This window comes from Microbacterium sp. YJN-G, from assembly GCF_015040615.1.
Classification (GTDB): domain Bacteria; phylum Actinomycetota; class Actinomycetes; order Actinomycetales; family Microbacteriaceae; genus Microbacterium.
The window spans coordinates 275,997-298,316 of sequence record NZ_CP060402.1 but is presented as its reverse complement, the minus strand read 5'-3'; the positions used below and the strand labels follow the sequence as shown (position 1 = coordinate 298,316).

Below are 22,320 nucleotides of genomic sequence, written 5' to 3'. Positions count from 1 at the left end.
GACGCGGCGCAGCGGAAGCCCGGCAGGAGAGCCGGGCTCAGCGGATGCAGGCGCCCGTCGGGACGCTGTCCTGCGCGGCGCCCAGGCCGGAGATCACGGGTGCCAGCTCGGCGTTCGTCATGGCGTAGCCGATGCCCTCCCTGGCGTCGTCCTTGGCGAACACCATGCCGGCGACGCCGCCGTCCTGCGTGAGCAGCGGGCCGCCGGAGTTGCCGGGATTCACATCCGACCGCAGCGCGTGGATGCCACGCGGGGCAGCCGAGGTGCCGTGGATGTCGTCGATGGGTGCGGTGAAGGTGGAGATCACGCCGGCCGGGACGCTGCGCAGCGGGCCGCCGAACGGGTAGCCGATCACCGCCCCGCCCTCGCCCGCGCCGATGCCGTCTGCGAGCGGGAGCGGCTTCGCACTGACGTTCGCCGCGATCACCGCGATGTCGTCTACGGGGTCGAAGTACACCACCCTGCCGTCGCGGGCCGGCTGGCCGGGAAGCTCGACGACGGGCGCCGCAACACCGGCGACGACGTGCGCGTTCGTCAGGATCCGGTCCTCGGCGATGACGAAGCCCGTTCCGGTCGGGATGGTGCTGCACTGGTGCGCCACTCCCGAGATGCGGGCGATCGACGCGCTCGCGGCTCTCAGCTGCGGCGAATCGAGGTCGATCGGGCTCGCGTCGGGGGCGGCGTCGAGATCACCCGGGCCGAGCAGCCCGTCGATGGCGGGCAGCACCGAATCACCGAGCACGAGGGCGTGCAGGCGCGCGGCCGCTTCCGCGAGCGGAGGGGGCGTGTACTGGTCGATCGCGCGCAGCACCACGGAGGATGCGACGGTGCTCGACACCACCGGGATGCCGGCCGAGGCGACGGCTGCGCCCGTCATGGCGATCGCCAGCGTTCCGGCGATCAGGGTCGCCAGCCCGCCGAGTATCCGCTCCACCACGCGCAGCCGCAGCCTGTCGGCGCCGTGCCGCAGCAGTCGGCCGATCGCCGATCCGATGCTCGCTCCGACGAGCAGCAGCAGCACCGCGCTGCCGGCCACCAGCAGCCCGCGCCACTCGCTCTCCGGCAGGATCCTGGCCACCCAGGGCAGCACCCACGGGGCGGCGAGGCCGCCGGCGACGAGTCCGCACAGTGCGCCGACGGCGGCGAAGAAGCCCACGCTCAGGCCGATTCCGACCGCGGCGATCAGGAGCACCGCGATCAGCAGATCGACCAAGTTCGGCAGCACAGCCGTCGGCGGCTACTTGACCAGCGGGAAGAGGATGGTCTCGCGGATGCCGAGCCCGGTGATGGCCATCAGCAGACGGTCGATCCCCATGCCCATGCCACCCGACGGCGGCATGCCGTGCTCGAGGGCGCGCAGGAACTCCTCGTCCACCCGCATGGCTTCGAGGTCGCCGCCGGCGGCGAGCTTGGCCTGCTCGATGAAGCGCTCGCGCTGGATGACCGGGTCGACCAGCTCGGAGTACCCGGTGGCCAGCTCGAAGCCGCGCACGTACAGGTCCCACTTCTCCACGACGCCGTCGATGGAGCGGTGCTCGCGCACCAGGGGGGAGGTGTCGACGGGGAAGTCCATCACGAACGTCGGGCGCTCCAGGCCGCCCTTGACGAAGTGCTCCCACAGCTCTTCGACGAGCTTGCCGTGCGTCGGGTGCGGCGGCACCTCGACGTTGTTGGCCTCGGCGAAGGCGATGAGCTCCTCGACCGAATCCTGCGGGGTGACCGTGCGGCCGGATGCCTCCGACAGCGAGTCGTACATCGAGACGCGGTCCCACTCGCCGCCGAGGTCGTACTCGGTGCCGTCCGCCCACGTGACCGTGGTGGAGCCGGCGACCGCCACCGCGGCGTTCTGCACGAGCTCCTGCGTGAGCGCGGCCATCTGGTTGTAGTCGCCGTAGGCCTGGTATGCCTCGAGCATCGCGAACTCGGGGCTGTGCGTCGAGTCGGCGCCCTCGTTGCGGAAGTTGCGGTTGATCTCGAAGACCCGCTCGATGCCGCCGACGACGGCGCGCTTGAGGTACAGCTCGGGAGCGATGCGCAGGTAGAGCTCGGTGTCGAAGGCGTTGGAGTGGGTGATGAACGGGCGCGCCGATGCCCCGCCGTGCTGCACCTGCAGCATCGGGGTCTCGACCTCGAGGTACTCGTGGTCCGTGAAGGTCGACCGCAGGCTGGCGTTCACAGTGGCGCGGGCGCGCACGGTGGTGCGGGCCTGGTCGCGCACGATCAGGTCGAGGAACCGGCTGCGCACCCGGGTCTCCTCGTTCAGGTCGCCGTACACGTTCGGCAGCGGAAGGATCGCCTTCGAGGCGATCGCCCAGTCGTCGGCCATGACCGACAGCTCGCCGCGGCGGCTGGAGATCACCTCGCCGTGCACGAAGACGTGGTCGCCGAGGTCGACGAGCTCCTTCCACGACGCCAGCGACTCGTCGCCGACGTTCGCGAGCGAGATCATCGCCTGGATGCGCGAGCCGTCGCCGGCCTGCAGCGTGGCGAAGCAGAGCTTGCCGGTGTTGCGGCTGAACACGACTCGGCCGGCGATGCCGACCACCTCGCCGGTCTCGGCGCCGGGCTCGAGGTCGCCGTACGTCTCACGCAGGGCCGGGATGCCGTGGGTCACGGGCACGCCGACGGGGAACGCCCCGCCACCGGCATCCGCGCGGTTCGCGATGAGCTTCTCGCGCTTGGCCAGACGGACCGCCTTCTGCTCGAAGACGTCCTCCGCCTCGTCATCGGTCACGGGGGTCGGCGCGGGCGCGTCAGTCATGGGTGGGGGCTCCTTGCAGAAAGTCGCCCCCAGTCTACCGGCGAGCCCCTGAGGACTCCCGGCCGCAGAACCGGTCCGGGATAGCCTCGTCCCATGCGACCTCTTCCCCCGCTCGCCCGGCCGCACACCTTCTCCGGCATGTCCGTGCCCAGACGCGTGTTCGCCGTCATCGCGGTGGTGCTCGGGATGCTGGCCGCGGTGCTGTTGCCGGCGCCTGCGGCATCCGCCGACGTGGATGACTTCTCCTACTCATCGTGGGAGTCGCGGTACGAACTCTCCCTCGATGACAAGGGGCGGGCGGTCGCGCACGTCACCGAGACGCTGGTGGCCGAGTTTCCCGATTTCGATCAGAACAAGGGCATCATCCGCGGGTATCCGCAGCGGTACGAGGGCGCGGGGCTGAGCGTCGAGATCGTCTCGGTGACGGATGCCGAGGGCCGGCCCGTGCCGTTCGAGACCGAGACGGAGGACGGCGAGCTGCTCGTCCTCACCGGCGACGACGACTACGTACACGGCTCGAACACCTACGTGATCGAGTCCACGATGCGCGACGTCATGATCCACGGCACCGAGACCGGCAACGACGAGTTCTACTGGAACCTGCTGCCGCTGAGCAGCAGCCAGGACATCGGCCGCTTCCGTGCCGAGATCGTCGTCTCCCCCGAGCTCGCGGACGCGCTCACCGGTGACGTCGCCTGCTACAGCGGGCAGGCCGGTGCATCGGACGCGTGCGAGCTCAGCGGGCCGCGCGCCGTGGACGGCGGGCAGGCGTTCACCGTGGAGTCTGGTGCACGCGCGGCAGGCGACGGCGTGACCGTCGCGATCGGGTTCGCCGCCGGCACCGTGACGCAGCCGCCCTCGCGGCTGCCCGACCCGGTCGCCGATTACGCACCGGGAATCGTCGGGCTCGGTGCGATCGCGGTCTCGAGCGGGGCGTGGGCATCGGTCGTGGCGTTCGTGCGCCGGCGTCGCCGCGCGACCGGCATCGTCGTCGCGCAGTTCGACGTCCCCGCCGACATGCCGCCGGTGATCGCCGCCGCGCTGCTGCCGAAGGCACCGAACCCGATGCCGGCGCAGATGGTGCATCTGGCCGTGCAGGGCGCGGTGCGCCTGGAGGAGGGGCCGGGCGGCGACCGCCCGGCGCTGCGCCTGCTCGACGCGTCCCGGGCGCAGCATCCGCTCGACCGCGAGACCCTCGCGACCCTGTTCCGGCGGGACGAGACAGTGCGGCGCATCCCCCGGTCGAGCACGAAGTTCGCCAAGCGGATGGAGAAGCTCGTCGCGGCGGGCCGGGCCGAAGCCGCGGAGCGCGGCTGGACAGGCCGCGAGCGCAGCCGCGCGGCGGCCTGGTTCGCCTGGGCGGCGGTCGGGCTGCTCGTGGTGGCAGTCGTGCTGCTGGGATGGTCGGCATCCAAGGACCGCGAACTGCTCGCACCGTCGTTCCTTGTCGTCCTGCTCGCGGCGATCGTCGTCGTGCTGACCGCGATCGTCGCCTTCAGCCGGCACCGCGTGCTCACCCGCGCGGGCGCGGAGCGCTACGAGTACCTGCAGGGCGTGGCGGAATTCATCCGGGTCGCCGAGGCCGATCGACTGCGGATGCTGCAGTCGTATACCGGGGCCGAGCGGCGCAGCGACGGCACCGTCGACGTCGTGCACCTGTACGAGAAGCTGCTGCCGTACGCGATGCTGCTGGGTGAGGAGAAGAGCTGGACGGCCGTGCTCGACACCGCCTACTCGGCATCCGGCGGCTCTCCGTCGTGGATCGACACAGCCGCGGGCGTCTCGATCGGCTCGAACCTGGCGCGCTATTCGAGCTCGATGAACACGGCGACCACCTACACCCCGCCGTCGAGCTCGTCCGGCGGCTCCACCGGCGGCGGGTTCTCCGGCGGCGGAGGCGGAGGCGGATCCTCCGGCGGCCGCTGATCGCTGCCGCTCAGCGCGCCGGGTTCAGCGCGGCGGGACGGGCACGTTGATCGCTGCGAGCTGCTGCGGGGTGCCGCGTGCGATGAGCCGCAGGTCGCTGCCGGTCTCGTCGATGTCCCACTCCAGGAACGCGCAGCAGCGCTTCTCGACGGCGACGAGTTCCCGCAGTCGGCTGATCGAGTCGTCGACTTTTGCGTAGTGGATGGTGAGCTCGGCGCCGCTCAGCTCTGAGGAGAGCGCGTAATCGGCGTCGAAGGCCTGCCACCTCTCCACCTGAGCCTTCGCCTCCGCAATGCTCGGAAGCGTGCAGGCGAGCGGCACGTCGCGGAATGGTCCCGGTGTCATCGGATCTTCTCCTCGCTGTCAGACTCACGCTCGAGATCTTCGAGCACCTCGAACGGCGACTCCACGTCGCCGCGCCACGCCTCGATGCCCTCCCGCACGGCGAGCACCGCCACGACGAGTGCCGCAGCGGAGTCGGCCCACCACCAGCCGAACAGGCTGTTGAGCGCCAGGCCGACGAACACCGCACCCGAGAGATAGACGCAGAGGATGAGCTGCTTGGCGTCGGCGATCACGCTCTTCGAGTTCAGCTCCCGTCCGACCCGCACTTCGAACCAGGCGAGCAGCGGCATGATGATCAGGCTCAGCGCGGTGATTCCCAGGCCGAGCGGGCTGTGTTCCGGGCCCTCCATCCGGATGAGGCTCAGCACGGCGTCGACCGTCACGTACGCGGCGAGCGCGAAGAAGGCGATGCCGACCAGCCGCACCGTGGCTCTCTCCCACCGCTCGGGATCCTTGCGACTGAACTGCCAGGCGACCGCGGCCGCCGAGAGCACCTCGACGACGGAGTCGAGTCCGAACCCGATCAGCGCCGCGGACGATGCCAGGCAGCCGGCCCACAGCGCGATGACAGCCTCGAGGACGTTGTACGTGATCGTGAACCCGACGATGAAACGCACCCGCCGGTGCAGGCCCGCGCGTCGCGCGGTCGTCAGGGAGGCGCTCATGCAATTGCTCCGGCTCCGGCTCCACAGCATCCGGGCACCCTGCACGCCTGGTCGACGCACGGGGCGCTCTCATCGACGGCCAGTGTGACGTCGACCAGTGCGGTCAGCGCCGCGGTGAGGTGGGGGTCTGCGATCTCGTAGCGCGTCTGGCGCCCCTGCGGTTCGGCGACGACGATGCCGCAGTCGCGCAGGCAGGTGAGGTGGTTCGAGACGTTGGAGCGTGACAGCTCGAGCTCACGCGACAGGACCGCGGGGTAGCTCGGCCCCTCGAGCAGTGACATCAGGATCCGCGAGCGCGTCGGGTCTGCCATGGCACGACCGAGTCGGTTCATCACGTCGAGGCGGGAAGCAATGGTCAGCACACGATGACTATACAGGCATCAATGAACAATCGCGAGGCTGGGAGGATTGTCGTATGGCTCGGGGCGTGGAGTGGATGGAACGACACCAGGTCGCCCTGTACCTGCTCGCCCTGATCGCGGGCGCCGCGACAGCGCTGCTCTTCCCTGCCGCGGCCCGTCCGGCAGGGGCGGCGGTCACTCCCGTGCTCGGGCTGCTGCTCTACGTCACTTTCCTCGGCGTGCCGTTCGGCCGGCTCCGGAGGGCCTTCCGCGACTGGCGCTTCCTCGCGACGCTCCTCGGGGTGAACTTCATCGTCGTCCCGGTGGTGGTGCTCGCGTTGTCACGCATCGTGGCGCACGATCAGGTGCTGCTCGTCGGTGTGTTCCTCGTGCTGCTGACCCCGTGCGTCGACTACGTCATCGTTTTCACCGGTCTGGCCGGCGGGGCGCGAGACCGGCTTCTCGCGGCCACGCCGATGCTCATGCTCGCCCAGATCCTGCTCCTTCCGCTGTGCCTGTGGCTGTTCACGGGTGACGCGTTCGTGCAGACGCTCGATCTGCGGCCGTTCGTGGAGGCGTTCGTGCTGCTGATCGTCCTGCCACTCGCTACTGCCGGCCTGACTCAGCTCGCGGCCGCGCGGACGCGTTCGGGGCGAGCGATCGCCGGGGCGGGAACGGCGGCGATGGTGCCGCTCATGATGCTCACCCTCGCAGTCGTCGTCGCGTCGCAGATCGTCGGCGTCAGGCAGCAGATCGCGAGCCTGCTGCTCACGATCCCCGTCTACGTGCTCTTCGCAGCGGTCATGATCCCGGTGGGCCTGCTCGCGGGCTCGCTGATGCGGCTGGAAGTTCCCGCGAGGCGAGCGGTCGTCTTCAGCGGCACGACCCGCAACTCACTCGTCGTGCTGCCGCTGGCCCTCACCCTGCCGCCGGCCTTCGATCTGGTTCCACTCGTCGTCGTCACTCAGACGCTCATCGAGCTCGTGGTCATGGTGATCTGCATCCGGCTCGTTCCCCGGATCATTCCGGAGAGCGCGCCGCGCCGCTGAACGCCCGATCCGAGTCGTGCAGGTGCGCGTGAGCCACGGATGGAAAACGTCGGCCGGACAGCCTTCGCGCGTGCGAAAAGCATCCGCGCCGCGGAGCGGCGGATGAAGAACGTCGCTGCGCACGCTTCCGCACCTGCGAAAAGCATCCGCGCGGGAGGGGAGCAACGCCGGCGTCAGATCAGCGGGAGCGGCGGATCGGCGGGGCCGGATGCTTCGCGCAGCGCCTGCTCGACCGTCGACGACACCAGCGCCGACAGGTAGCCGCCGGGGTTCTCGACGCCGACCCCGCGCAGCAGCGAGGTCGCCTGGCCGACGATGGAGCGCGAGAACTCGGATGCCGTGGCGATGGCCTCGCCGTACGCGGCGCGATCCTGCTCGGCGATCACCACCGGCTCACATCCCATCTCCACGGCGAGCGCCTGCGCGATCGGCAGCACGGCGGCGGGAGCGGTGACCGCGGCGAACGCGGCCTGCAGCTGTCGCAGGTCGATCGTGGTCCCGGTGAAGGCGATGGCCGGATGCACAGCCAGCGGGATGGCTCCGCGTTCGGCGGCCGGGCGGAGCACCTCGATGCCGTAGGCAGCATCCGTGTGCAGCACGAGCTGGCCCATCTGCCAGCCGCCGACCTCGGCGATGCCGGCGATCAGGCCCGGCAGCTCGTCATGCGGCACCGCGATGATCACCAGCTCGCTGCGCCGGACGACCTCCAGCGCATCCAGCACGGGCGCCCCGGGCAGCACGGCGGCCGCCCTGTCGTCATCCGATCCCGAGGTGATGCCGGTGACGGCATGGCCGGCTCCGGCGAGCGCGGCGCCGACCACCGGGCCCACCCGGCCGGCACCGATGATGCCGATGCCGAGACGTCCGTCGCGGTTCATGTCGTCACTCCGGCCGCGGCGCGGGCGGTGCAGGAGGCGCCGGCGGAACGACAGGCGGCGCAGGAGGCACGACACCAGCAGCAGCATTCACGACACCCGGCGCATGCTCGCCCCAGCGGTGCGTGTGGTCGCGCGAAGCGGCGAGCACTGCCGCTCGGCTGACGCCCTCGACCAGCGCGATCGCGTCGTCGCGCTCGAGGCCCGCGAGCACGCCGGAGATCGGGCCGGTCACCGAGTGCACCTGCCCGTCGGCGACGCGCTGCAGCCGGTCGATCGGCCCCTGCGAGATCGAGACGCCCTGCAGGCGCGCGAGCGGGAAGACGGCCAGCTTGCGCCACAGCATCCCGCGGCGCAGCAGCACCCCGAACTCGGTGAGTGCATAGCCGTGGCGCCGCCACGACAGCGGGCGGCGCCACCAGGCGCGCAGCGGGATGGTGCGGTACGGGTCGCCCTCGACCGGGCCGAGGATGCCGTGCTCCCACACCAGCGGGATGTCGGCCTGTGGCGCATCCGGCAGGATCAGCGCGAGCACGCGCTCGACGTCCTCGCGCTTGCCGACCGGCAGCACGACGTTGAACTGCTGGGCGCTGCCGGACTGCTGCGACGCGCTCTTGCCGCTCATCCGGTTGATCTTGATCGTCCACCAGCCGAACGGCCGCCACAGCAGCGACTGCGACACCTCGACGGCGAAGATGCGACCGGGCGGCAGGGTCTCGGTGACGGTGGTGAGCAGACCGTAGGTGATCCGCACGCCGTCGGGCGTCGGCGCGATGGCGTACCGCAGCGACTTGGAGATCTGCGCCCAGGTCACCGCGATGAAGGTCAGCACGAGCGGGATGCCGACGCCCAGCCCCGCGCCCAGTGAGACGAGTCCGATCTCGATGTCCTCACCGCGCACCGCGCTGATGAGGGCGGCGATCATGGCCGCGCCGATGATGATCCCGAAGAACAGCAGCCACGCCACGGCGTGGATCAGCTGCGAGCCCACCAGGCGCCCGGCGGGGATCTTCACGACGCTCTCGGGGACCACATCGGCGAGGTCGACACCGCTGATGAGGTCGGAGACGCCGGCGTTGACGGTGCCGACCAGCGGGGAGATCCCGCCGGCAGCCGCCGGGATGCCGGTGCGGGCCTGCTCGCGGGCGGCCCGCGCGCCGGACGCGAGCCGCAGGATGTCGGCACGCACCGACTCCGCACGGCTCGTGGCGAGGTATTCGAGCGGCACGTTGGCGTCGTTGCCGGCGCCGACGACCTCGAGCTTGGCCAGGCCGATCAGCCGTGCCGGGAACGGACGGGTGAGGTTGACGCTCTGCACGCGGTCGAGCGGCGCCCGACGGTGCGAGCGGAAGATGATGCCCTTGCGCACCTCGACGTGGTCGCCGGTGATGCGGAACTGCTGGAACCGCCACACGAACCAGAACGCGCCGACGAGCACGATCACCAGCACGAGCAGACCGAGCAGCGCGCCCAGGAGCATGTTGTTCGCCAGCACCCAGTCGACCGGGTCGCCGCCATTGAAGTCCGAAAAGCGCGCCTCACCGGGCGCGAAGACGCTGACCAGCCAGGCGATGACCCGATCGCGCATGTTCGAGATCACGATTCCGGCGACGACGATCAGCGCCAGCCCGCCCTTGAACAGCGGGGTCAGGGGGTGCATCCGGTGCCACTCGCCGTCGGCGAGCGACGAGGCGCCGCCCTCGGGCGGCAGAGGAACCGGTGCCGGTGGCGCGGTGTGCTGTCCCGCGATCGGAGGCTGGGGCGCTCGCCAGTCCGAAGGGGTCACAGGGCCGTCCGGCGTGCTCACAGGCCGGTCCGGCGGGTCTCGGCGACCTCGATGAGCGTGTCGCGCAGCGCCTCGGCGGCGCCCTGCGTCAGGCCGGGGATCTGCACCCCGGTCGTCGCCGCTGCGGTCACCATCTTCAGCTGTGAGACGCCGAACGCCCGGTCGAGCGGGCCCTGGGTGATGTCGACGAGCTGCATGCGTCCGTAGGGCACGGCGACCATGCGCTGCCACAGGATGCCCTTGCGGAAGACGACGTCGTCGTCGCGCAGCATGTAGCCGAGCGCCTTCGCCTGCCGGGGCAGGACGATCAGCGTGATGACCGTGATCGCGATGACGACGGCAGCCGGCACCCACACCCAGGTCTGCTCGAGGACGAGGCCGATCACGAACGCGGCGGCGACGACGATCGCGATGAAGATCGCGTTCTGCACGAACTGCGAGGCGACATAGCGAGGCGAGATCTGGTGCCAGACGCCGTCGAGCGCGAGGGCCGCGGGGTTGCGCGGTGTGCGCAGCTGCTCATAGGTGCCGTCATCGAGCGCCGGGGGCGCGACAGGACCGGATGCCGTCGGCGCAGCCGGAGCCGGCGGGGTGGCGGGAGGCGCAGGCGGGGTGGCCGGGGGCGCAGGCGGGGTGGCGGGAGCCGCCGCCGGAGGCGCAGGCGGCGCGGGAGGAGCAGGCACGGTCGGTGGTGCGTCGACGGGCTCGGGAGCTTGGGATGCGCCGTCGAAGCTGTTCGGGTCACGGGGCGGGTTCGTCGAGCTCTCGGTCATCAGGATCCTTCGGCAGCGTGCAGAACTGTTCGGCGGCGAGCGCGGCCCCGGTCAGCACCAGTGCGCCGACGATGAGAGCCGCCATCGCCACAGTCGACCCTACCGGCGCGGGCACGGGTCGCGTCGAGAGGAAGATCAGGAGTCCCGCACCGAAGCCGGCGAGGATCGCGCCGAGCAGGCTCGAGGCGCGCGCCAGGGTCGAGGCGCGCAGCGCCCGGAACGGGTCGATGCGCCTGCCGCCACGCACACTGCGGCGCACGGGCCAGGCCAGAGCGAGCGTCGCGGCCGCGAGCAGGAGCAGCAGCACCGGCAGCAGGATCGACGGGGTGAACGTGGCGCGCCCGGTGGCGGTGAGCAGATGGTCGAAGCCGTAGCCCGCCCCCGCCGACAGCAGCGCGAGGACCACCAGCACGCCCGGAGAGGTCCGCTTCACCACTCCTCCGCCTTCAGCGCGCGCACGAGGTCGTCGACCCGTCCGACGCCCGGCAGCACGGCATCCGGGTCGATGCTCAACCACGGCTCCAGCACGAACAGCCGCTCCGCCGCACGCGGATGCGGCACTCGCAGGTGCTCGGCGTTACTGCGGAAATCGCCGTAGGCGATCAGGTCGAGATCCAGCGTGCGGTCGCCCCACCGCTCCAGCCGCACCCGGCCCTGCTCCTCCTCGACCGCGTGCAGCATGCCCAGCAGCACCTGCGGGGCCAGGCGTGTGGTCAGCAGCGCGACGGCGTTCAGATACGGCGGCGCGTCGGGGTCGGGCCCGTCGGGCTTGACCGCGACGGTCTCGAGGGGCTCCGACATGACCAGCTCGTCGACCAGAGGCAGCCGGCGCAGGCGTTCCGCCGCGGCGCGGAGCATCTCACCACGGTCGCCCTCGTTCGACCCGAGGGCGATGACGGCGACCTGCGGGTCGCGCCCCGGCCGCGGGTCGGGTGGTGGGGGCAGATGCGTCAGCCGGCGGTCCATCAGTCGCGCTCCCGGTGCACGGTGACGGCGACATCCGAGAAGGTCTGCGCGATCGGCGCGTGCGGCTTGTGCACGGTGACGCTCACCCTCCGCACGCGGTCGTCTGCGAGCACGGCATCCGCGATGCGCTCGGCGAGCGTCTCGATGAGGTTCACCGGTTCGCCGGCGACGATCGCCGCGACCCGGTCGGCGAGCTCGCCGTAGTGCACGGTGTCGGTGACGTCGTCGGAGGATGCCGCCTGGTGCAGCGGCAGCGCGAGCCGCAGGTCGATCGTGAACTCCTGGCCATCCCGGCGCTCGAAGTCGAAGACGCCGTGGTGGCCGAACACGGTCAGCCCCGACAGGGCGATCTCGTCGAGCGGGGCGGCGTCCGAAGCGGTCGCGTCAGCGGCATCCATGTCAGGCTCCGTCCCAGGCGCCGACGACCGCCAGCGCATCGCGTGTCGATGCCACGTCGTGCACTCGCACGGCCCACGCGCCGGCGCGCGCCGCGAGCGCGCTGGTCACCGCAGTGGCCAGGTCGCGACGGGGGATCGTCGGCTGCTCATCCGGGGCGGCGGTGCCGAGCGCGTCGACGAGGAACCGCTTGCGCGAGGTGCCGATGAGCACCCGGTGGCCGAGCGCGGCGATCTCGTCGGTGCCGCGCAGCACCTCCCAGTTCTGCTCGGCCGTCTTCGCGAACCCGATGCCCGGGTCGACGATGATGCGGTCGGGTGCGATGCCCGCGACCGCCGCGGCCGACACGCGATCGCGCAGTTCGGATGCCACTTCGCGGGCCGCCCGTGCGTACTGCGCGCGGGCGTACATGTCATCCGATGGCCCCCGCCAGTGGCCGATCGCGATGTCGGCGTCGAGCTCGGCCACCGCCGGCAGCATCCGCTCGTCGGCGAGGCCACCGGACACGTCGTTGACGATCCGGGTGCCGGCGCGCACCGCCGCCACCGCAGTCGACGCGTTGAGCGTGTCGATGGAGGTCGCGATGCCGGCATCCGTCAGCGCCTCGATGATGGGCACCACGCGGGCCTGCTCGACGGCCGGATCCACCCGCACCGACCCGGGGCGGGTCGACTCGCCGCCGACATCGATGATGGCCGCGCCCTGCGCACGCAGCTCGTGGGCGTGGGCGATGGCCGTGGCGGGGTCGGTGTAGCGGCCGCCGTCGCTGAAGGAGTCGGGGGTGATGTTGAGGATGCCCCAGATGAGCGTCATTCCGTGTGCTCCGTGAGTGGGGCGCGTGCGACGGCTCCCGAGCCGATCAGCGAGATCAGCTCGGCCCGCGCGATCGGATCGGTGAACTCGCCCCGTGCGGCGATGGTCACCGTGGTGGATTCGGGCTGCCGCCCGCCGCGCAAGGTCACGCAGCCGTGCTTGGCGTCGAGCACGACGAGCACGCCCCGCGTATCGAGGTTCTCGGCGATGACGTCGGCGATCTGCTCACCGAGGCGCTCCTGCACCTGCGGCCGGGTCGCGAGGGTCTCGACGACCTTGACCAGGGCGCCGAGGCCGACGACCTGCTCGCCCGGCAGATAGGCGATGTGCGCGACCCCGGCGAACGGCAGCAGATGATGCTCGCAGACCGAGCGGAACCGGATGTCGCGCAGCAGCACCGCACCGGACGGAAGCGTGTCGGGGGCGGGCCCGCGTGACACGCTGATGGTGCGCTCGAGGTGGGATGCCGGGTCTTCGCTGAGTCCGCCGAAGAACTCGGCGTACAACTCCGCCATCCGCGCCGGGGTCTGCTTCAGCCCCGGACGGTCGGGATCCTCGCCGATGGCCTCGAGCAGCTCACGGGTGAGCCGCTCGACACGCGCCCTGTCGACGGACACGTCAGGCCGTCGCCGGGCGGGCCTGCCCGCCCGCGGCCTTCTTGCCCGCGGGACGTGCGGTCTCTTCGGTGGCCGGCGCGTTTGCGGCGACGGCGTCCACGTCGCGGACGGGGACGTCGATGGGCGGCAGCGTCGAGACCGGCCGGTCGTCGCTGGAGAGCCACTGCGGACGATTAGGGAGCTTGCGCACATCGCTGAAGATCTCGGCGATCTGGTTGTGGTCCAGGGTCTCCTGCTCGAGCAGCGCCAGGGCGAGACGGTCGAGGATGTCGCGGTTCTCGCTGAGCACCTGGTAGGCCTCGTTGTGGGCCTGCTCGATGAGCGCACGCACCTGCTCGTCGACGGTCTCGGCGATCTTGTCGGAGTAGTCGCGGCCGCGGTTCATGTCGCGCGCGACGAACATCTCGCCGCCCTCGGTGCCGAGCTTGACAGGCCCGATCTCCGTGGTCATGCCGTACTCGATGACCATCTTGCGGGCGATGCTCGTGGCTTTCTCGATGTCGTTCGAGGCGCCGGTGGTCGGGTCGTGGAAGACGATCTCCTCGGCGACACGGCCGCCCATCGCGTAGGTGAGCTGGTCCTGCAGCTCGTTGCGGGTGACCGAGTACTTGTCGTCCAGCGGCATCACCATGGTGTAGCCGAGCGCCTTGCCGCGGGGCAGGATCGTGATCTTGGTGACCGGATCGGTGTGGTTCATCGCCGCGGCGGCGAGGGCGTGACCGCCCTCGTGGTACGCGGTGATGAGCTTCTCGCGGTCCTTCATGACGCGGGTGCGGCGCTGCGGGCCGGCGATCACGCGGTCGATGGCCTCGTCGAGAGCGCGGTTGTCGATCAGCTGCGCGTTGGAGCGGGCGGTCAGCAGCGCGGCCTCGTTGAGCACGTTGGCGAGGTCGGCACCGGTGAAGCCAGGCGTCTTGCGGGCGACGACCTCGAGCTCGACCGACTTCGACAGCGGCTTGCCCTTGGAGTGCACCTCGAGGATGTGCAGGCGGCCCTTCAGATCGGGGGCGTCGACGCCGATCTGGCGGTCGAAGCGACCGGGGCGCAGCAGCGCGGGGTCGAGGATGTCGGGGCGGTTGGTCGCCGCGATGACGATGACGTTCGCGTTCGGGTCGAAGCCGTCCATCTCGACGAGCATCTGGTTCAGCGTCTGCTCGCGCTCGTCGTTGCCGCCGCCGAGGCCGGCGCCGCGGTGACGGCCGACCGCATCGATCTCGTCGATGAAGATGATGGCCGGGGCGTTCTCCTTGGCCTGCGTGAACAGGTCACGCACGCGGGAGGCGCCGACACCGACGAACATCTCGACGAAGTCGGAACCCGAGATCGAGTAGAACGGCGCGCCCGCCTCGCCCGCGACGGCGCGCGCGAGCAGGGTCTTGCCGGTGCCGGGAGGGCCGTACAGCAGCACGCCCTTCGGGATGCGGGCGCCGATAGCCTGGAACTTGGCCGGATCCTGCAGGAACTCCTTGATCTCGTGGAGCTCTTCGATGGCCTCGTCGGCGCCGGCGACGTCGGCGAAGGTGACCGTCGGGGTCTCCTTGCTGACGAGCTTCGCCTTCGACTTGCCGAACTGCATGACCTTGCTGCCGCCGCCCTGCATCGACGAGAGCAGCCACCAGAACAGCAGGCCCAGCAGCACCAGCGGCAGCAGCAGCGAGATGAAGCCGTCGAACCAGGTCGCGCGAGGCACGACGTCGCTGTAGCCGTCCTTCGGGGTGGCCTTGTCGATGGCCTCGACGACCTGATCGCCGCGCGCCTCGACGTAGTAGAACTGGACGTTCTCAGAACCCTCGAAGGGCTTGGAGAGAGTGAGGTCGACGCGCTGATCGCCGTCGGTGTTGACGGCCTTGGTGACCGTGTCGCCCTCGAGCAGCTCGAGCCCCTGCTGCACGGTGATCTGCTTGGGCGCCGACAGGTTCGAGATCAGCAGGAACCCGGCGAACAGCAGCACGCCGATCAGCGCCACGTAGATCAGCGGGTTGCGGGAGACCTTCTTGACATCCATGATTCGTTCAGCGTACCGCTCGGTGCTGAGGGGCCCGCTGTGCGTTCACCGACGGCGTACCCCCGCCCCTCCCCTGCCCCCTCCCCGCGCCTCCTCCCGCGTCTATATGTCACGAAGTACCGGAATCCGCATCCGATTCCGGTACTTCGTGACATATAGACGGGAGGGGCGGGGTCAGGAGTAGACGTGCGGGGCCAGGACGGCGACGTCGCGCAGGTTGCGGTACCGCTCGGCGTAGTCGAGACCGTAGCCGACGACGAACTCGACGGGAATGTCGAAGCCGACGTACTTGCAGTCGATCTCGACCTTGGCCGCCTCTGGCTTGCGCAGCAGCGCCAGCACCTCGATCGACTCGGCGCCGCGGGACTCGAAGTTCTCGAGCAGCCAGCTCAAGGTCAGGCCGGAGTCGATGATGTCCTCGACGATGAGCACGTGCTTGCCGTGCAGGTCGGTGTCGAGGTCCTTGCGGATCTGCACGACGCCGCTGGACTTGGTGCTCGCTCCGTAGCTCGACACGGCCATCCAGTCCATCGGGGCATGGAACGGCAGGGCACGGGCGAAGTCGGCCATGACCATGACGGCGCCCTTGAGCACGCCGACGAGGATGAGGTCCTTGCCCTCGTAGTCGGCGGCGACGCGGAGGGCGAGCTCATCGAGCTTCGCGCGGATCTGCTCCTCGGTGACGAGGATCTGGGAGAGGTCTTCTGAGATGTCCGCTGCGCGCATGCAACGAGTTTAGGCGACCGCCTGCAACGCCGTGGATGCCGCAGCCAGGGCCCGGGATCCCGGTGATCCGGTTCAGGCGGGGCTCGGCATCCACGGCAGTGGACCGGACCGCTCCCCCCGGGGCAGCCGGTTCCGTCGGAGTACCCTCCTGCTCTCGACCATAGGACGGTTCGATCGGAGCCGACATGGGGAGAGATCCCCATGCGGCCCGGCGCAGCACTACTGTGAGCGGTGAAGCGGGCGCCCGTCCGCGGGGAAGGAAGACATGAACCTCGACGAGATCCTCAAGCAGGTGCCGGTCGACGACATCGCCGAGAAGTTCGGCGTCAGCCCCGATGTCGCCCGTCAGGCGGTGCAGGAGGGCAGTGCGGCCCTTCTGGGCGGACTCGCCAAGAACGCCGAGACCGACGAGGGCTCCTCGGCGATCGAGCAGGCGCTGAACCGCCACGACGGCTTCACGGGCGCCTCGAAGGTCGATGAGGTGGATCAGGCCGACGGCGACAAGATCGTCAAGCACGTGTTCGGCGACAAGAAGGATGAGGTCGCCGAGAACCTGACCAAGTCCGAGAAGACCGCCGGCGGCATCGACTTCGGCAAGCTGCTGCCGATCCTCGCACCGATCGTGATGGGCCTGATCGCCAACGTGACCAAGGGCAAGGGCGGCGGGGCCGGCGGCGGCATCGGAGACGTGCTCGGCGGACTGCTGGGCGGCGGCTCGGGTGGCCAGGCCGGCCAGGGCGGCGGCCTGGGCGACATCCTCGGTGGTCTCGGCGGCCTGCTCGGCGGCGGCACCGGCGGCAAGGGCAGCCAGGGCGGCGGCATCGGAGACATCCTGGGCGGCCTGTTCGGCGGCCGCAGGTAGACCGCCAGTAGACCGCAAGCAGGCCGCAAGCAGTCGTTACGCGTAGCGCCCGGGGCCGGATCGGTCCCGGGCGCTACGTCGTTCCGGACGAATCGCCGGGATCAGGCCCGGGCGGTGAAGACGATCCGCCCGCCGGTGCGGCGCGCGCTGCAGCCGGGCAGGTCGATGGGCCCCTGCCCCGACCAGTCGGTCGCCAGCCGGGCCACCTCGAGGGTCTGCAGCCGGGTGAGGCCGACGCCGAACTCGCTGTCGACGACAAGGCGGATGATGCGGTTGCGCAGCGCGGCGGGGTTCGCGGCGAGCGCGGCGACACTCACCGAGATGCCGGCCTCGGCGTGCTCGACGATGTCTTCGATGGTCTCGTGGATCATCTCGTCGAAGGCTTCGGCATCCTCGCGCAGCTGCTCGGCGGTGCGCGCCAGCGCCTCCGCGATCCCGGGGCCGAGCTCATCCTCGAGCATCGGCAGCACCCGCTCGCGCACCCGCACGCGGGTGTAGCGCGGGTCGAGATTGTGGGGATCGTCCCAGAACTCCAGATCGGATGCTGCACAGCACGCCCTGGTCGTGGCACGCCGCACTCCGAGCAGGGGGCGCAGCCACCGCATCCCGTCGTCGTCCTCGCGCACCGGCGGCATCCCCTGCAGACTCGCAGCCCCCGAACCGCGGGCGAGGCCGAGCAGCACCGTCTCGGCCTGGTCGTCGAGGGTGTGGCCGAGCAGCACGGCGGAGGCCCCGACGCCGGCGGCGACGCTGCGCAGGGCGTCGTACCGGGCCTCGCGCGCGGCGGCTTCCGGACCGTCCTGATGCTGCGCGGCGACCGTCACGGCCTGCACCTGCGCGTCGGCCCCGAGGGCACGCGCCTGGTCGGCGGCGCGCCGCGCGACCGCATCCGATCCGTTCTGGAGGCCGTGGTCGACGATGACGGCGGTGACCGCCGTCGCCGTCCTGGATGCTTCGAAGACCGTCGCGGCGGTGAGGGCGAGGGAGTCGGCGCCGCCGGAGAGGGCGACGACGACGCGTCCGCCGGCGTACGGGGCGAGCGCCTGGCGCACGGCGAGGCGGACTTCGGCGATGGCGGGGTCGAGCGAGGGCACAGCACCACGCTAGCCGCGTGACGCGATCGGATGCCGAATGCACAACTCGGACCGCCCCGCTGGATCGGTGAGCGCCCGAGCGTTGCCTTCCTGCCAGGAGCACTTCCGATCTCGCGAGTAGGCTTGTCCCCGGCATCCGACCGTCATCCCTGAGGAGAACAGCACATGGGCGCACACGACGCCGTCATCGAGATCCCGCGCGGCAGCCGCGTGAAGTACGAGGTCGACCACGAGACCGGTCGCGTCCACCTCGACCGCGTGCTGTACACCACCTTCGGCTACCCGGCCGACTACGGATACTTCGACAACACGCTCGGCGAGGACGGCGACCCGCTGGACGTGCTCGTGCTGCTCGACCACGCGATCTACCCGGGCGTCGTCGTCAACGTGCGCCCCGTCGCGGTGCTGAAGATGAGCGACGAGGCCGGCGGCGACGACAAGCTCGTCGCGGTGCTCTCGAAGGACCCGCGCTGGGCGCACATCCAGGACATCGCCGACCTGCCCGAGTACACGAAGAAGGAGATCGAGCACTTCTTCGAGCACTACAAGGACCTCGAGCCCAACAAGTGGGTTAAGGTCGACGCGTGGGGCGACGCCGCCGAGGCGCAGCGCATCCTCGACGAGGCCATCGAGCGGTTCGGCGCCGAGGGCCACTGACCCCTCCCCCGTGCATACGACGAAGTCCCCGGCTCGTGCCGGGGACTTCGTCGTATGCGGGGTGCGGGCGCGCGGGGCGGATGCCGTGGCGCGGATCGGATGCCGTGGCGCGGGCGGATGCTAGAGCGCGCCGCGGTCCGCGAGGAACGGGTACGGGTTGATGCGGCCGCCGTAGCGGTACACCTCGAAGTGCAGATGGCATCCGAGCGAGTTGCCGGTGTTGCCCGCGTAGCCGATGACCTGGCCGGCGCTGACGTGCTGGCCGTGCGAGACCGCGTAGCGGGAGAGGTGCGCGTAGCCGGTGGCGATACCGCCGCCGTGCTGGATGCGGACGTAGTTGCCGTAGCCGCCGTTGTAGAACCGGGCGTCGACCCTGCCGGAGCCGGCAGCGTAGATCGCGGCACCGCATCCGTTGGCGAAGTCGAGGCCGCCGTGCACGCTCGAGCCGCACCTGCCGTTCTGGCAGCTGACCGGGCGGGGTCCGTAGTACGACGAGATGCGGCCGCCGTGCGGACGGCGCCATGCGCCGGATCCACCGCCGCCGCCTCCGCCGCCACCGCCGCCGCCGTTGTTCTGGGCGTTCTTGGCGGCCTCTTCGGCCTCGCGGCGACGACGCTCTTCCTCGACCTTCCGGCGACGCTCCTCTTCCTCCTTGCGCTTGCGCTCGCCCTCCTGGTACGCGGCGACCGTGGCGGCCGTCTTGTCCTTGAGTGCGGCGAGCTGAGCCTGGAGGGTGGTGAGGTTGTTCTGCCGTTCGGCGAGGGCTGCCTGTGCGGCGTTCGCCGCCTCCTGCGCCTTGATCATCTTCTCTTCGGCGACCTTCTGCAGGCGATCGCGCTCGTCACGAGCGGTCTTGGCCTGGTCGCTGAGCGCCTGCGCCGAGTCGCGCGCCGCGGCAGCCTTGTCGGCGACCGTGCGGTTGTACTCGAGCAGCTTGTCCATGCTGCCCAGGCGCGAGAGCAGGTCGTCGGCGCCCGAGGAGGAGTCGGAGAGGAACAGCTCGAGTGCGGCCTGGTCGCCGCCGCTGCGGTACAGCTGGGTGGCGACCTGCCCGGCTTTGCGCGAGCTCTCGTCGGCGATCTTCGACTGCTCGTCGGCCTGGCGCTGCAGTTCGTCTGCGCGCTCGGCCTGCTCGAAGTACGCCTGCTGCGCGGCGTAGAACTCGTCACCGGCGACCTTGGCGGCTGCCTCGGCGGCGGCCACGCGCTGGGTGAGGCTCTGGATGAGCTGCTCGATGCGGGTGATCTCGGCGGCCTTGGCCGATTCGCTGGCCTTGGCGCGCTGCACGTCATCCCAGCTGGGATAGTCGGCGGCGAAGGCCGTCTGCGTGCCGGCCGAGAGACCGAGAGCGGTCAGCGCGATGGCGCCGAACGCACCGACGGCGATCGCACCACGGCGGGTCACCGTCGAGGAAGGCCAGAGGGCGCGCTGCTCGGCGGGCGTCGGAGCGCACCCGCAATCCTCGGATGCTGCGCGCGCATCCGACCTGAAGTCCACGTTCACACGGCCCCTTCCGCCGGTTTCACAGTTGCCACACTAACAACATTCGTCACATCCGCAACAGATGTCAGCTGTACCGTGCGATCGGGTGAAGGCATGCTCCGCGTACAGGTGGCGCATCAATCGTCCTCCCGAAACGCCCGGGATCCAAGTCGACCCGCCCTCGATTTCGTTTTTGCTCGTCTCGTCCCTTATGCTTGAGCGTCGGCAAGGGAACCCCAGGGTTCACTTCGGCCCCATCGTTTAGCGGCCTAGGACGCCGCCCTTTCACGGCGGTAGCACGGGTTCGAATCCCGTTGGGGTCACTCGGTCGGGTACAATTTAAAAGTTATGGCCCTGTAGCGCAGTTGGTTAGCGTGCCGCCCTGTCACGGCGGAGGTCGCGGGTTCAAGTCCCGTCAGGGTCGCTCCGTGCGATGAGCCTTCTTTCGAGGAGGCTCTTCGTCTAGGACGCGGCAGATGTGCCGTGCGGCTCTGTAGCTCAGTTGGTAGAGCGTTCGACTGAAAATCGAAAGGTCACCGGATCGATGCCGGTCGGAGCCACAAGGACCGTCGTTACAACGGTCCCAGAAACCCTCGCCTAGCTTCTACATGGCGGGGGTTTTGCTTTGCCCTGGTGCCTGTTGAGAACCACTCCTTTGGGGCCCTGAGCCTGTCGAAGGGCCGCTCTCGCCCCGGTCGTTGAGCGAGCGAAGTGAGACCAAATGAGCAGTTAGAGCACGTGGCTGCGTACCAGGAGCAGCTCGGCAGAGTGTGCCCACACGAGCGTCTCACGCGGCATGCTGGTGATCTCGAGTTCCACGGGTTGCTGACCCATCACGCCTGCGACAGGGCGAGGTAGCCCTCGATGTCGAACGGCACGAGCGGCGTGTCGGCACGGACGTAGAGCGGATGTCGCGGATGCCCGTCCTTGGTCGGTGCACCGAGGGATACCCACTGGGCGCCAGCGGCCGTCGTGATCTTCAGGATGTCAGTGAGTAGAGACCAGAGGTAGGGGCGCGACGTCACCAGTCCGCCCCAAGCTGCCAGGAGCGTCGGTCGGCCCGCGGTCATACGCGCGATGTGGCGCTCGTTCTCGGCCTTCAGCTCGACGTCGTGCTCAAGGTGCAGGCCCTTCGGATCGGTCGAGATCTGCGGGTAGACGTTGAGCATCGTCCAGCTGTCGTAGCCGTTGTCGGCGGCGAAGCGCGTCACCCGGGCGACGGTGCGATCGGGAGCTGCGGGCACCGCGGTGCTCGGGTTGATCCCGAAGCAGACCAGGGGATTCTTGCCGACGGCGCCAAGGACGAAGCGCGCAGAGCCGTCCGCGGCGTGCTCATAGATCCATTGCTCCGTCATGCCTCGGCTTCCTATTCAGTGCGGCGCGTTCGAACTCTACGCGAGCGTGGCTCTGGCGTCCTTCGTCAGCAGGTAGAGCGTGCGCTGCTGATCAGGAAACGCCGTGAAGCCGAAGCGCTCGTAGAACGGGACCACGTCGTCGTTGATGGCATGCACGAGCATGGCGTGGATGCCGATCGTCTCGGCTGCTTCAAGGGCGCGGGCGGTCGCGTGCTGCAGCAGCGAGTACCCGAGACCCTGCGCCTGGAACGCGTTGTCCACAGCCAGACGACCGAGTAGGACGACCGGAATCGAAGAAGGCATTCCGGCAGCCAGCGCAGGAGGACCTTCCTCGCGCACGAGCGAGCTCGCCGACAGACAGTAGTAGCCGGCGACTCGTCCGTCTCGAGTGACGCTGACCATGGTGCGCGACGCACCGGAGCGCTCGTTGCTGCGCGCGCGGCCGCGAAGCCAGACCTCCAGACTCTCTTCGCCGCAGCGGAACTCCGAGACGATGTCGCCGGCCACGATGGGGCGAGGCGTCAGGAACTCAGTCAACGAAGACGGTCTTGCGGTTCATCAGATCGCGCAGGCAGTCGATACTCCGGGCTGGCTGATCCATCAGAGCGGTGAAGGCGTCGAACTGCTCAGCCTCGACGCGAAGCTGGCGTTCGCGGAGGATCACGTCCTGGGCACGCTCGACCAGGGTGGTCGCCGAGAAGTCCGTGACCGTGCGCCCCTCGATAGCGGCAGCTTCTTCAATCACCTGCTTCTGGTCTGCCGTGACACGAAGCTCCATGCGCGCGTCTTTCCGTTGAGTCGATGAGGTCATACACCCTAGTGTACG

At 69.9% G+C, this 22,320-nt stretch carries 24 protein-coding genes and 3 tRNA genes; 7 read left to right on the top strand and 20 right to left on the bottom strand.

Annotated elements, in window-relative coordinates; all coding sequences use genetic code 11:
• Nucleotides 1-37: 37 nt before the first annotated feature.
• Together H7694_RS01390 and lysS are read right to left on the bottom strand one after the other, a co-directional pair.
• Nucleotides 38-1,213 (bottom strand): MarP family serine protease, encoded by a 1,176-nt coding sequence (locus tag H7694_RS01390; RefSeq protein ID WP_319805263.1) that lies wholly within the window; start codon nucleotides 1,211-1,213, stop codon nucleotides 38-40.
• 24 nt (nucleotides 1,214-1,237) lie between these two features.
• Nucleotides 1,238-2,761 carry a lysine--tRNA ligase gene (lysS, locus tag H7694_RS01385; protein ID WP_193597807.1) on the bottom strand — a complete coding sequence of 508 codons (1,524 nt, stop codon included), beginning with the start codon at nucleotides 2,759-2,761 and terminating at the stop codon, nucleotides 1,238-1,240.
• Nucleotides 2,762-2,854: 93 nt separating this feature from the next.
• On the opposite strand from lysS, the gene H7694_RS01380 reads away from it, so the two are divergent.
• Nucleotides 2,855-4,687, top strand: coding sequence for a DUF2207 family protein (locus tag H7694_RS01380; protein ID WP_227468227.1), 1,833 nt, complete (start codon nucleotides 2,855-2,857; stop codon nucleotides 4,685-4,687).
• 24 nt (nucleotides 4,688-4,711) lie between these two features.
• Here H7694_RS01380 and H7694_RS01375 read toward each other — a convergent pair whose 3' ends face one another.
• The 3 genes from H7694_RS01375 to cmtR are packed head-to-tail and all read right to left on the bottom strand — an operon-like array spanning nucleotide 4,712 to nucleotide 6,059.
• Nucleotides 4,712-5,032: a hypothetical protein gene (locus tag H7694_RS01375; RefSeq protein WP_193597806.1), complete on the bottom strand. Its 321-nt coding sequence runs from the start codon at nucleotides 5,030-5,032 to the stop codon at nucleotides 4,712-4,714.
• Entirely contained in the window at nucleotides 5,029-5,697 is a 669-nt protein-coding gene (locus H7694_RS01370; RefSeq protein WP_193597805.1) for a cation diffusion facilitator family transporter, read from the bottom strand. Before H7694_RS01370 ends, H7694_RS01375 begins: the two co-directional genes overlap by 4 nt.
• Nucleotides 5,694-6,059 (bottom strand): Cd(II)/Pb(II)-sensing metalloregulatory transcriptional regulator CmtR, encoded by a 366-nt coding sequence (cmtR, locus tag H7694_RS01365; protein ID WP_193597804.1) that lies wholly within the window; start codon nucleotides 6,057-6,059, stop codon nucleotides 5,694-5,696. The genes H7694_RS01370 and cmtR overlap by 4 nt, the downstream gene beginning before the upstream one ends.
• Nucleotides 6,060-6,112: 53 nt before the next feature.
• On the opposite strand from cmtR, the gene H7694_RS01360 reads away from it, so the two are divergent.
• Entirely contained in the window at nucleotides 6,113-7,087 is a 975-nt protein-coding gene (locus tag H7694_RS01360; RefSeq protein WP_193597803.1) for an arsenic resistance protein, read from the top strand.
• Between the two features lie 173 nt (nucleotides 7,088-7,260).
• Here the strand turns inward: H7694_RS01360 and H7694_RS01355 are convergent, their stop codons facing one another.
• The 10 genes from H7694_RS01355 to hpt form a co-directional block, all read right to left on the bottom strand.
• On the bottom strand, nucleotides 7,261-7,965 hold the full coding sequence (locus H7694_RS01355; protein WP_193597802.1) for a DUF2520 domain-containing protein: 705 nt from the start codon (nucleotides 7,963-7,965) through the stop codon (nucleotides 7,261-7,263).
• Nucleotides 7,966-7,969: 4 nt separating this feature from the next.
• Complete coding sequence (locus tag H7694_RS01350; protein WP_227468226.1) at nucleotides 7,970-9,769, bottom strand: PH domain-containing protein; 1,800 nt, start codon at nucleotides 9,767-9,769, stop codon at nucleotides 7,970-7,972.
• Nucleotides 9,766-10,521 carry a PH domain-containing protein gene (locus H7694_RS01345; protein WP_227468225.1) on the bottom strand — a complete coding sequence of 252 codons (756 nt, stop codon included), beginning with the start codon at nucleotides 10,519-10,521 and terminating at the stop codon, nucleotides 9,766-9,768. The genes H7694_RS01350 and H7694_RS01345 overlap by 4 nt, the downstream gene beginning before the upstream one ends.
• Complete coding sequence (locus tag H7694_RS01340; RefSeq protein WP_193599016.1) at nucleotides 10,490-10,954, bottom strand: DUF3180 domain-containing protein; 465 nt, start codon at nucleotides 10,952-10,954, stop codon at nucleotides 10,490-10,492. The genes H7694_RS01345 and H7694_RS01340 overlap by 32 nt, the downstream gene beginning before the upstream one ends.
• The gene (gene folK / locus H7694_RS01335) at nucleotides 10,951-11,487 is read right to left on the bottom strand and encodes a 2-amino-4-hydroxy-6-hydroxymethyldihydropteridine diphosphokinase (protein WP_193597800.1); all 537 of its coding nucleotides are present in this window, start codon (nucleotides 11,485-11,487) and stop codon (nucleotides 10,951-10,953) included. The genes H7694_RS01340 and folK overlap by 4 nt, the downstream gene beginning before the upstream one ends.
• Nucleotides 11,487-11,885 (bottom strand): dihydroneopterin aldolase, encoded by a 399-nt coding sequence (gene folB / locus H7694_RS01330; RefSeq protein WP_193597799.1) that lies wholly within the window; start codon nucleotides 11,883-11,885, stop codon nucleotides 11,487-11,489. The genes folK and folB overlap by 1 nt, the downstream gene beginning before the upstream one ends.
• Before the next feature lies 1 nt (nucleotide 11,886).
• Nucleotides 11,887-12,696 carry a dihydropteroate synthase gene (folP, locus tag H7694_RS01325; RefSeq protein WP_193597798.1) on the bottom strand — a complete coding sequence of 270 codons (810 nt, stop codon included), beginning with the start codon at nucleotides 12,694-12,696 and terminating at the stop codon, nucleotides 11,887-11,889.
• Nucleotides 12,693-13,313: a GTP cyclohydrolase I gene (folE, locus tag H7694_RS01320; RefSeq protein ID WP_193597797.1), complete on the bottom strand. Its 621-nt coding sequence runs from the start codon at nucleotides 13,311-13,313 to the stop codon at nucleotides 12,693-12,695. The genes folP and folE overlap by 4 nt, the downstream gene beginning before the upstream one ends.
• 1 nt (nucleotide 13,314) lies before the next feature.
• Entirely contained in the window at nucleotides 13,315-15,318 is a 2,004-nt protein-coding gene (ftsH, locus tag H7694_RS01315; RefSeq protein WP_193597796.1) for an ATP-dependent zinc metalloprotease FtsH, read from the bottom strand.
• 174 nt (nucleotides 15,319-15,492) lie between these two features.
• Entirely contained in the window at nucleotides 15,493-16,044 is a 552-nt protein-coding gene (hpt, locus tag H7694_RS01310; protein ID WP_193597795.1) for a hypoxanthine phosphoribosyltransferase, read from the bottom strand.
• Nucleotides 16,045-16,309: 265 nt separating this feature from the next.
• Between hpt and H7694_RS01305 the strand changes: the two genes are divergently transcribed.
• On the top strand, nucleotides 16,310-16,906 hold the full coding sequence (locus H7694_RS01305) for a DUF937 domain-containing protein (protein WP_193597794.1): 597 nt from the start codon (nucleotides 16,310-16,312) through the stop codon (nucleotides 16,904-16,906).
• A 101-nt stretch (nucleotides 16,907-17,007) separates the two neighbouring features.
• Here H7694_RS01305 and tilS read toward each other — a convergent pair whose 3' ends face one another.
• Entirely contained in the window at nucleotides 17,008-18,000 is a 993-nt protein-coding gene (tilS, locus tag H7694_RS01300; RefSeq protein WP_193597793.1) for a tRNA lysidine(34) synthetase TilS, read from the bottom strand.
• Nucleotides 18,001-18,165: 165 nt separating this feature from the next.
• On the opposite strand from tilS, the gene ppa reads away from it, so the two are divergent.
• The gene (gene ppa / locus H7694_RS01295; RefSeq protein ID WP_193597792.1) at nucleotides 18,166-18,657 is read left to right on the top strand and encodes an inorganic diphosphatase; all 492 of its coding nucleotides are present in this window, start codon (nucleotides 18,166-18,168) and stop codon (nucleotides 18,655-18,657) included.
• Nucleotides 18,658-18,777: 120 nt separating this feature from the next.
• Here ppa and H7694_RS01290 read toward each other — a convergent pair whose 3' ends face one another.
• Nucleotides 18,778-20,160, bottom strand: a complete 1,383-nt coding sequence (locus H7694_RS01290; RefSeq protein ID WP_227468224.1) for a M23 family metallopeptidase — start codon at nucleotides 20,158-20,160, stop codon at nucleotides 18,778-18,780.
• 229 nt (nucleotides 20,161-20,389) lie between these two features.
• On the opposite strand from H7694_RS01290, the gene H7694_RS01285 reads away from it, so the two are divergent.
• The 3 genes from H7694_RS01285 to H7694_RS01275 all read left to right on the top strand — a co-directional run bounded on the left by H7694_RS01285 (nucleotide 20,390) and on the right by H7694_RS01275 (nucleotide 20,699).
• A tRNA-Glu gene (locus H7694_RS01285) sits at nucleotides 20,390-20,462 on the top strand.
• A 27-nt stretch (nucleotides 20,463-20,489) separates the two neighbouring features.
• Nucleotides 20,490-20,563, top strand: a tRNA-Asp gene (locus H7694_RS01280).
• Between the two features lie 63 nt (nucleotides 20,564-20,626).
• Nucleotides 20,627-20,699, top strand: a tRNA-Phe gene (locus tag H7694_RS01275).
• Nucleotides 20,700-20,972: 273 nt separating this feature from the next.
• Here the strand turns inward: H7694_RS01275 and H7694_RS01270 are convergent.
• From H7694_RS01270 to H7694_RS01260, 3 genes are read right to left on the bottom strand one after another with little or no spacing between them, the layout of a single operon-like run.
• Nucleotides 20,973-21,494, bottom strand: coding sequence for a DUF1643 domain-containing protein (locus H7694_RS01270; protein WP_193597791.1), 522 nt, complete (start codon nucleotides 21,492-21,494; stop codon nucleotides 20,973-20,975).
• A 36-nt stretch (nucleotides 21,495-21,530) separates the two neighbouring features.
• Nucleotides 21,531-22,031 carry a GNAT family N-acetyltransferase gene (locus tag H7694_RS01265; RefSeq protein WP_193597790.1) on the bottom strand — a complete coding sequence of 167 codons (501 nt, stop codon included), beginning with the start codon at nucleotides 22,029-22,031 and terminating at the stop codon, nucleotides 21,531-21,533.
• Entirely contained in the window at nucleotides 22,024-22,305 is a 282-nt protein-coding gene (locus tag H7694_RS01260) for a DUF1778 domain-containing protein (protein WP_193597789.1), read from the bottom strand. The genes H7694_RS01265 and H7694_RS01260 overlap by 8 nt, the downstream gene beginning before the upstream one ends.
• Nucleotides 22,306-22,320: the final 15 nt, after the last annotated feature.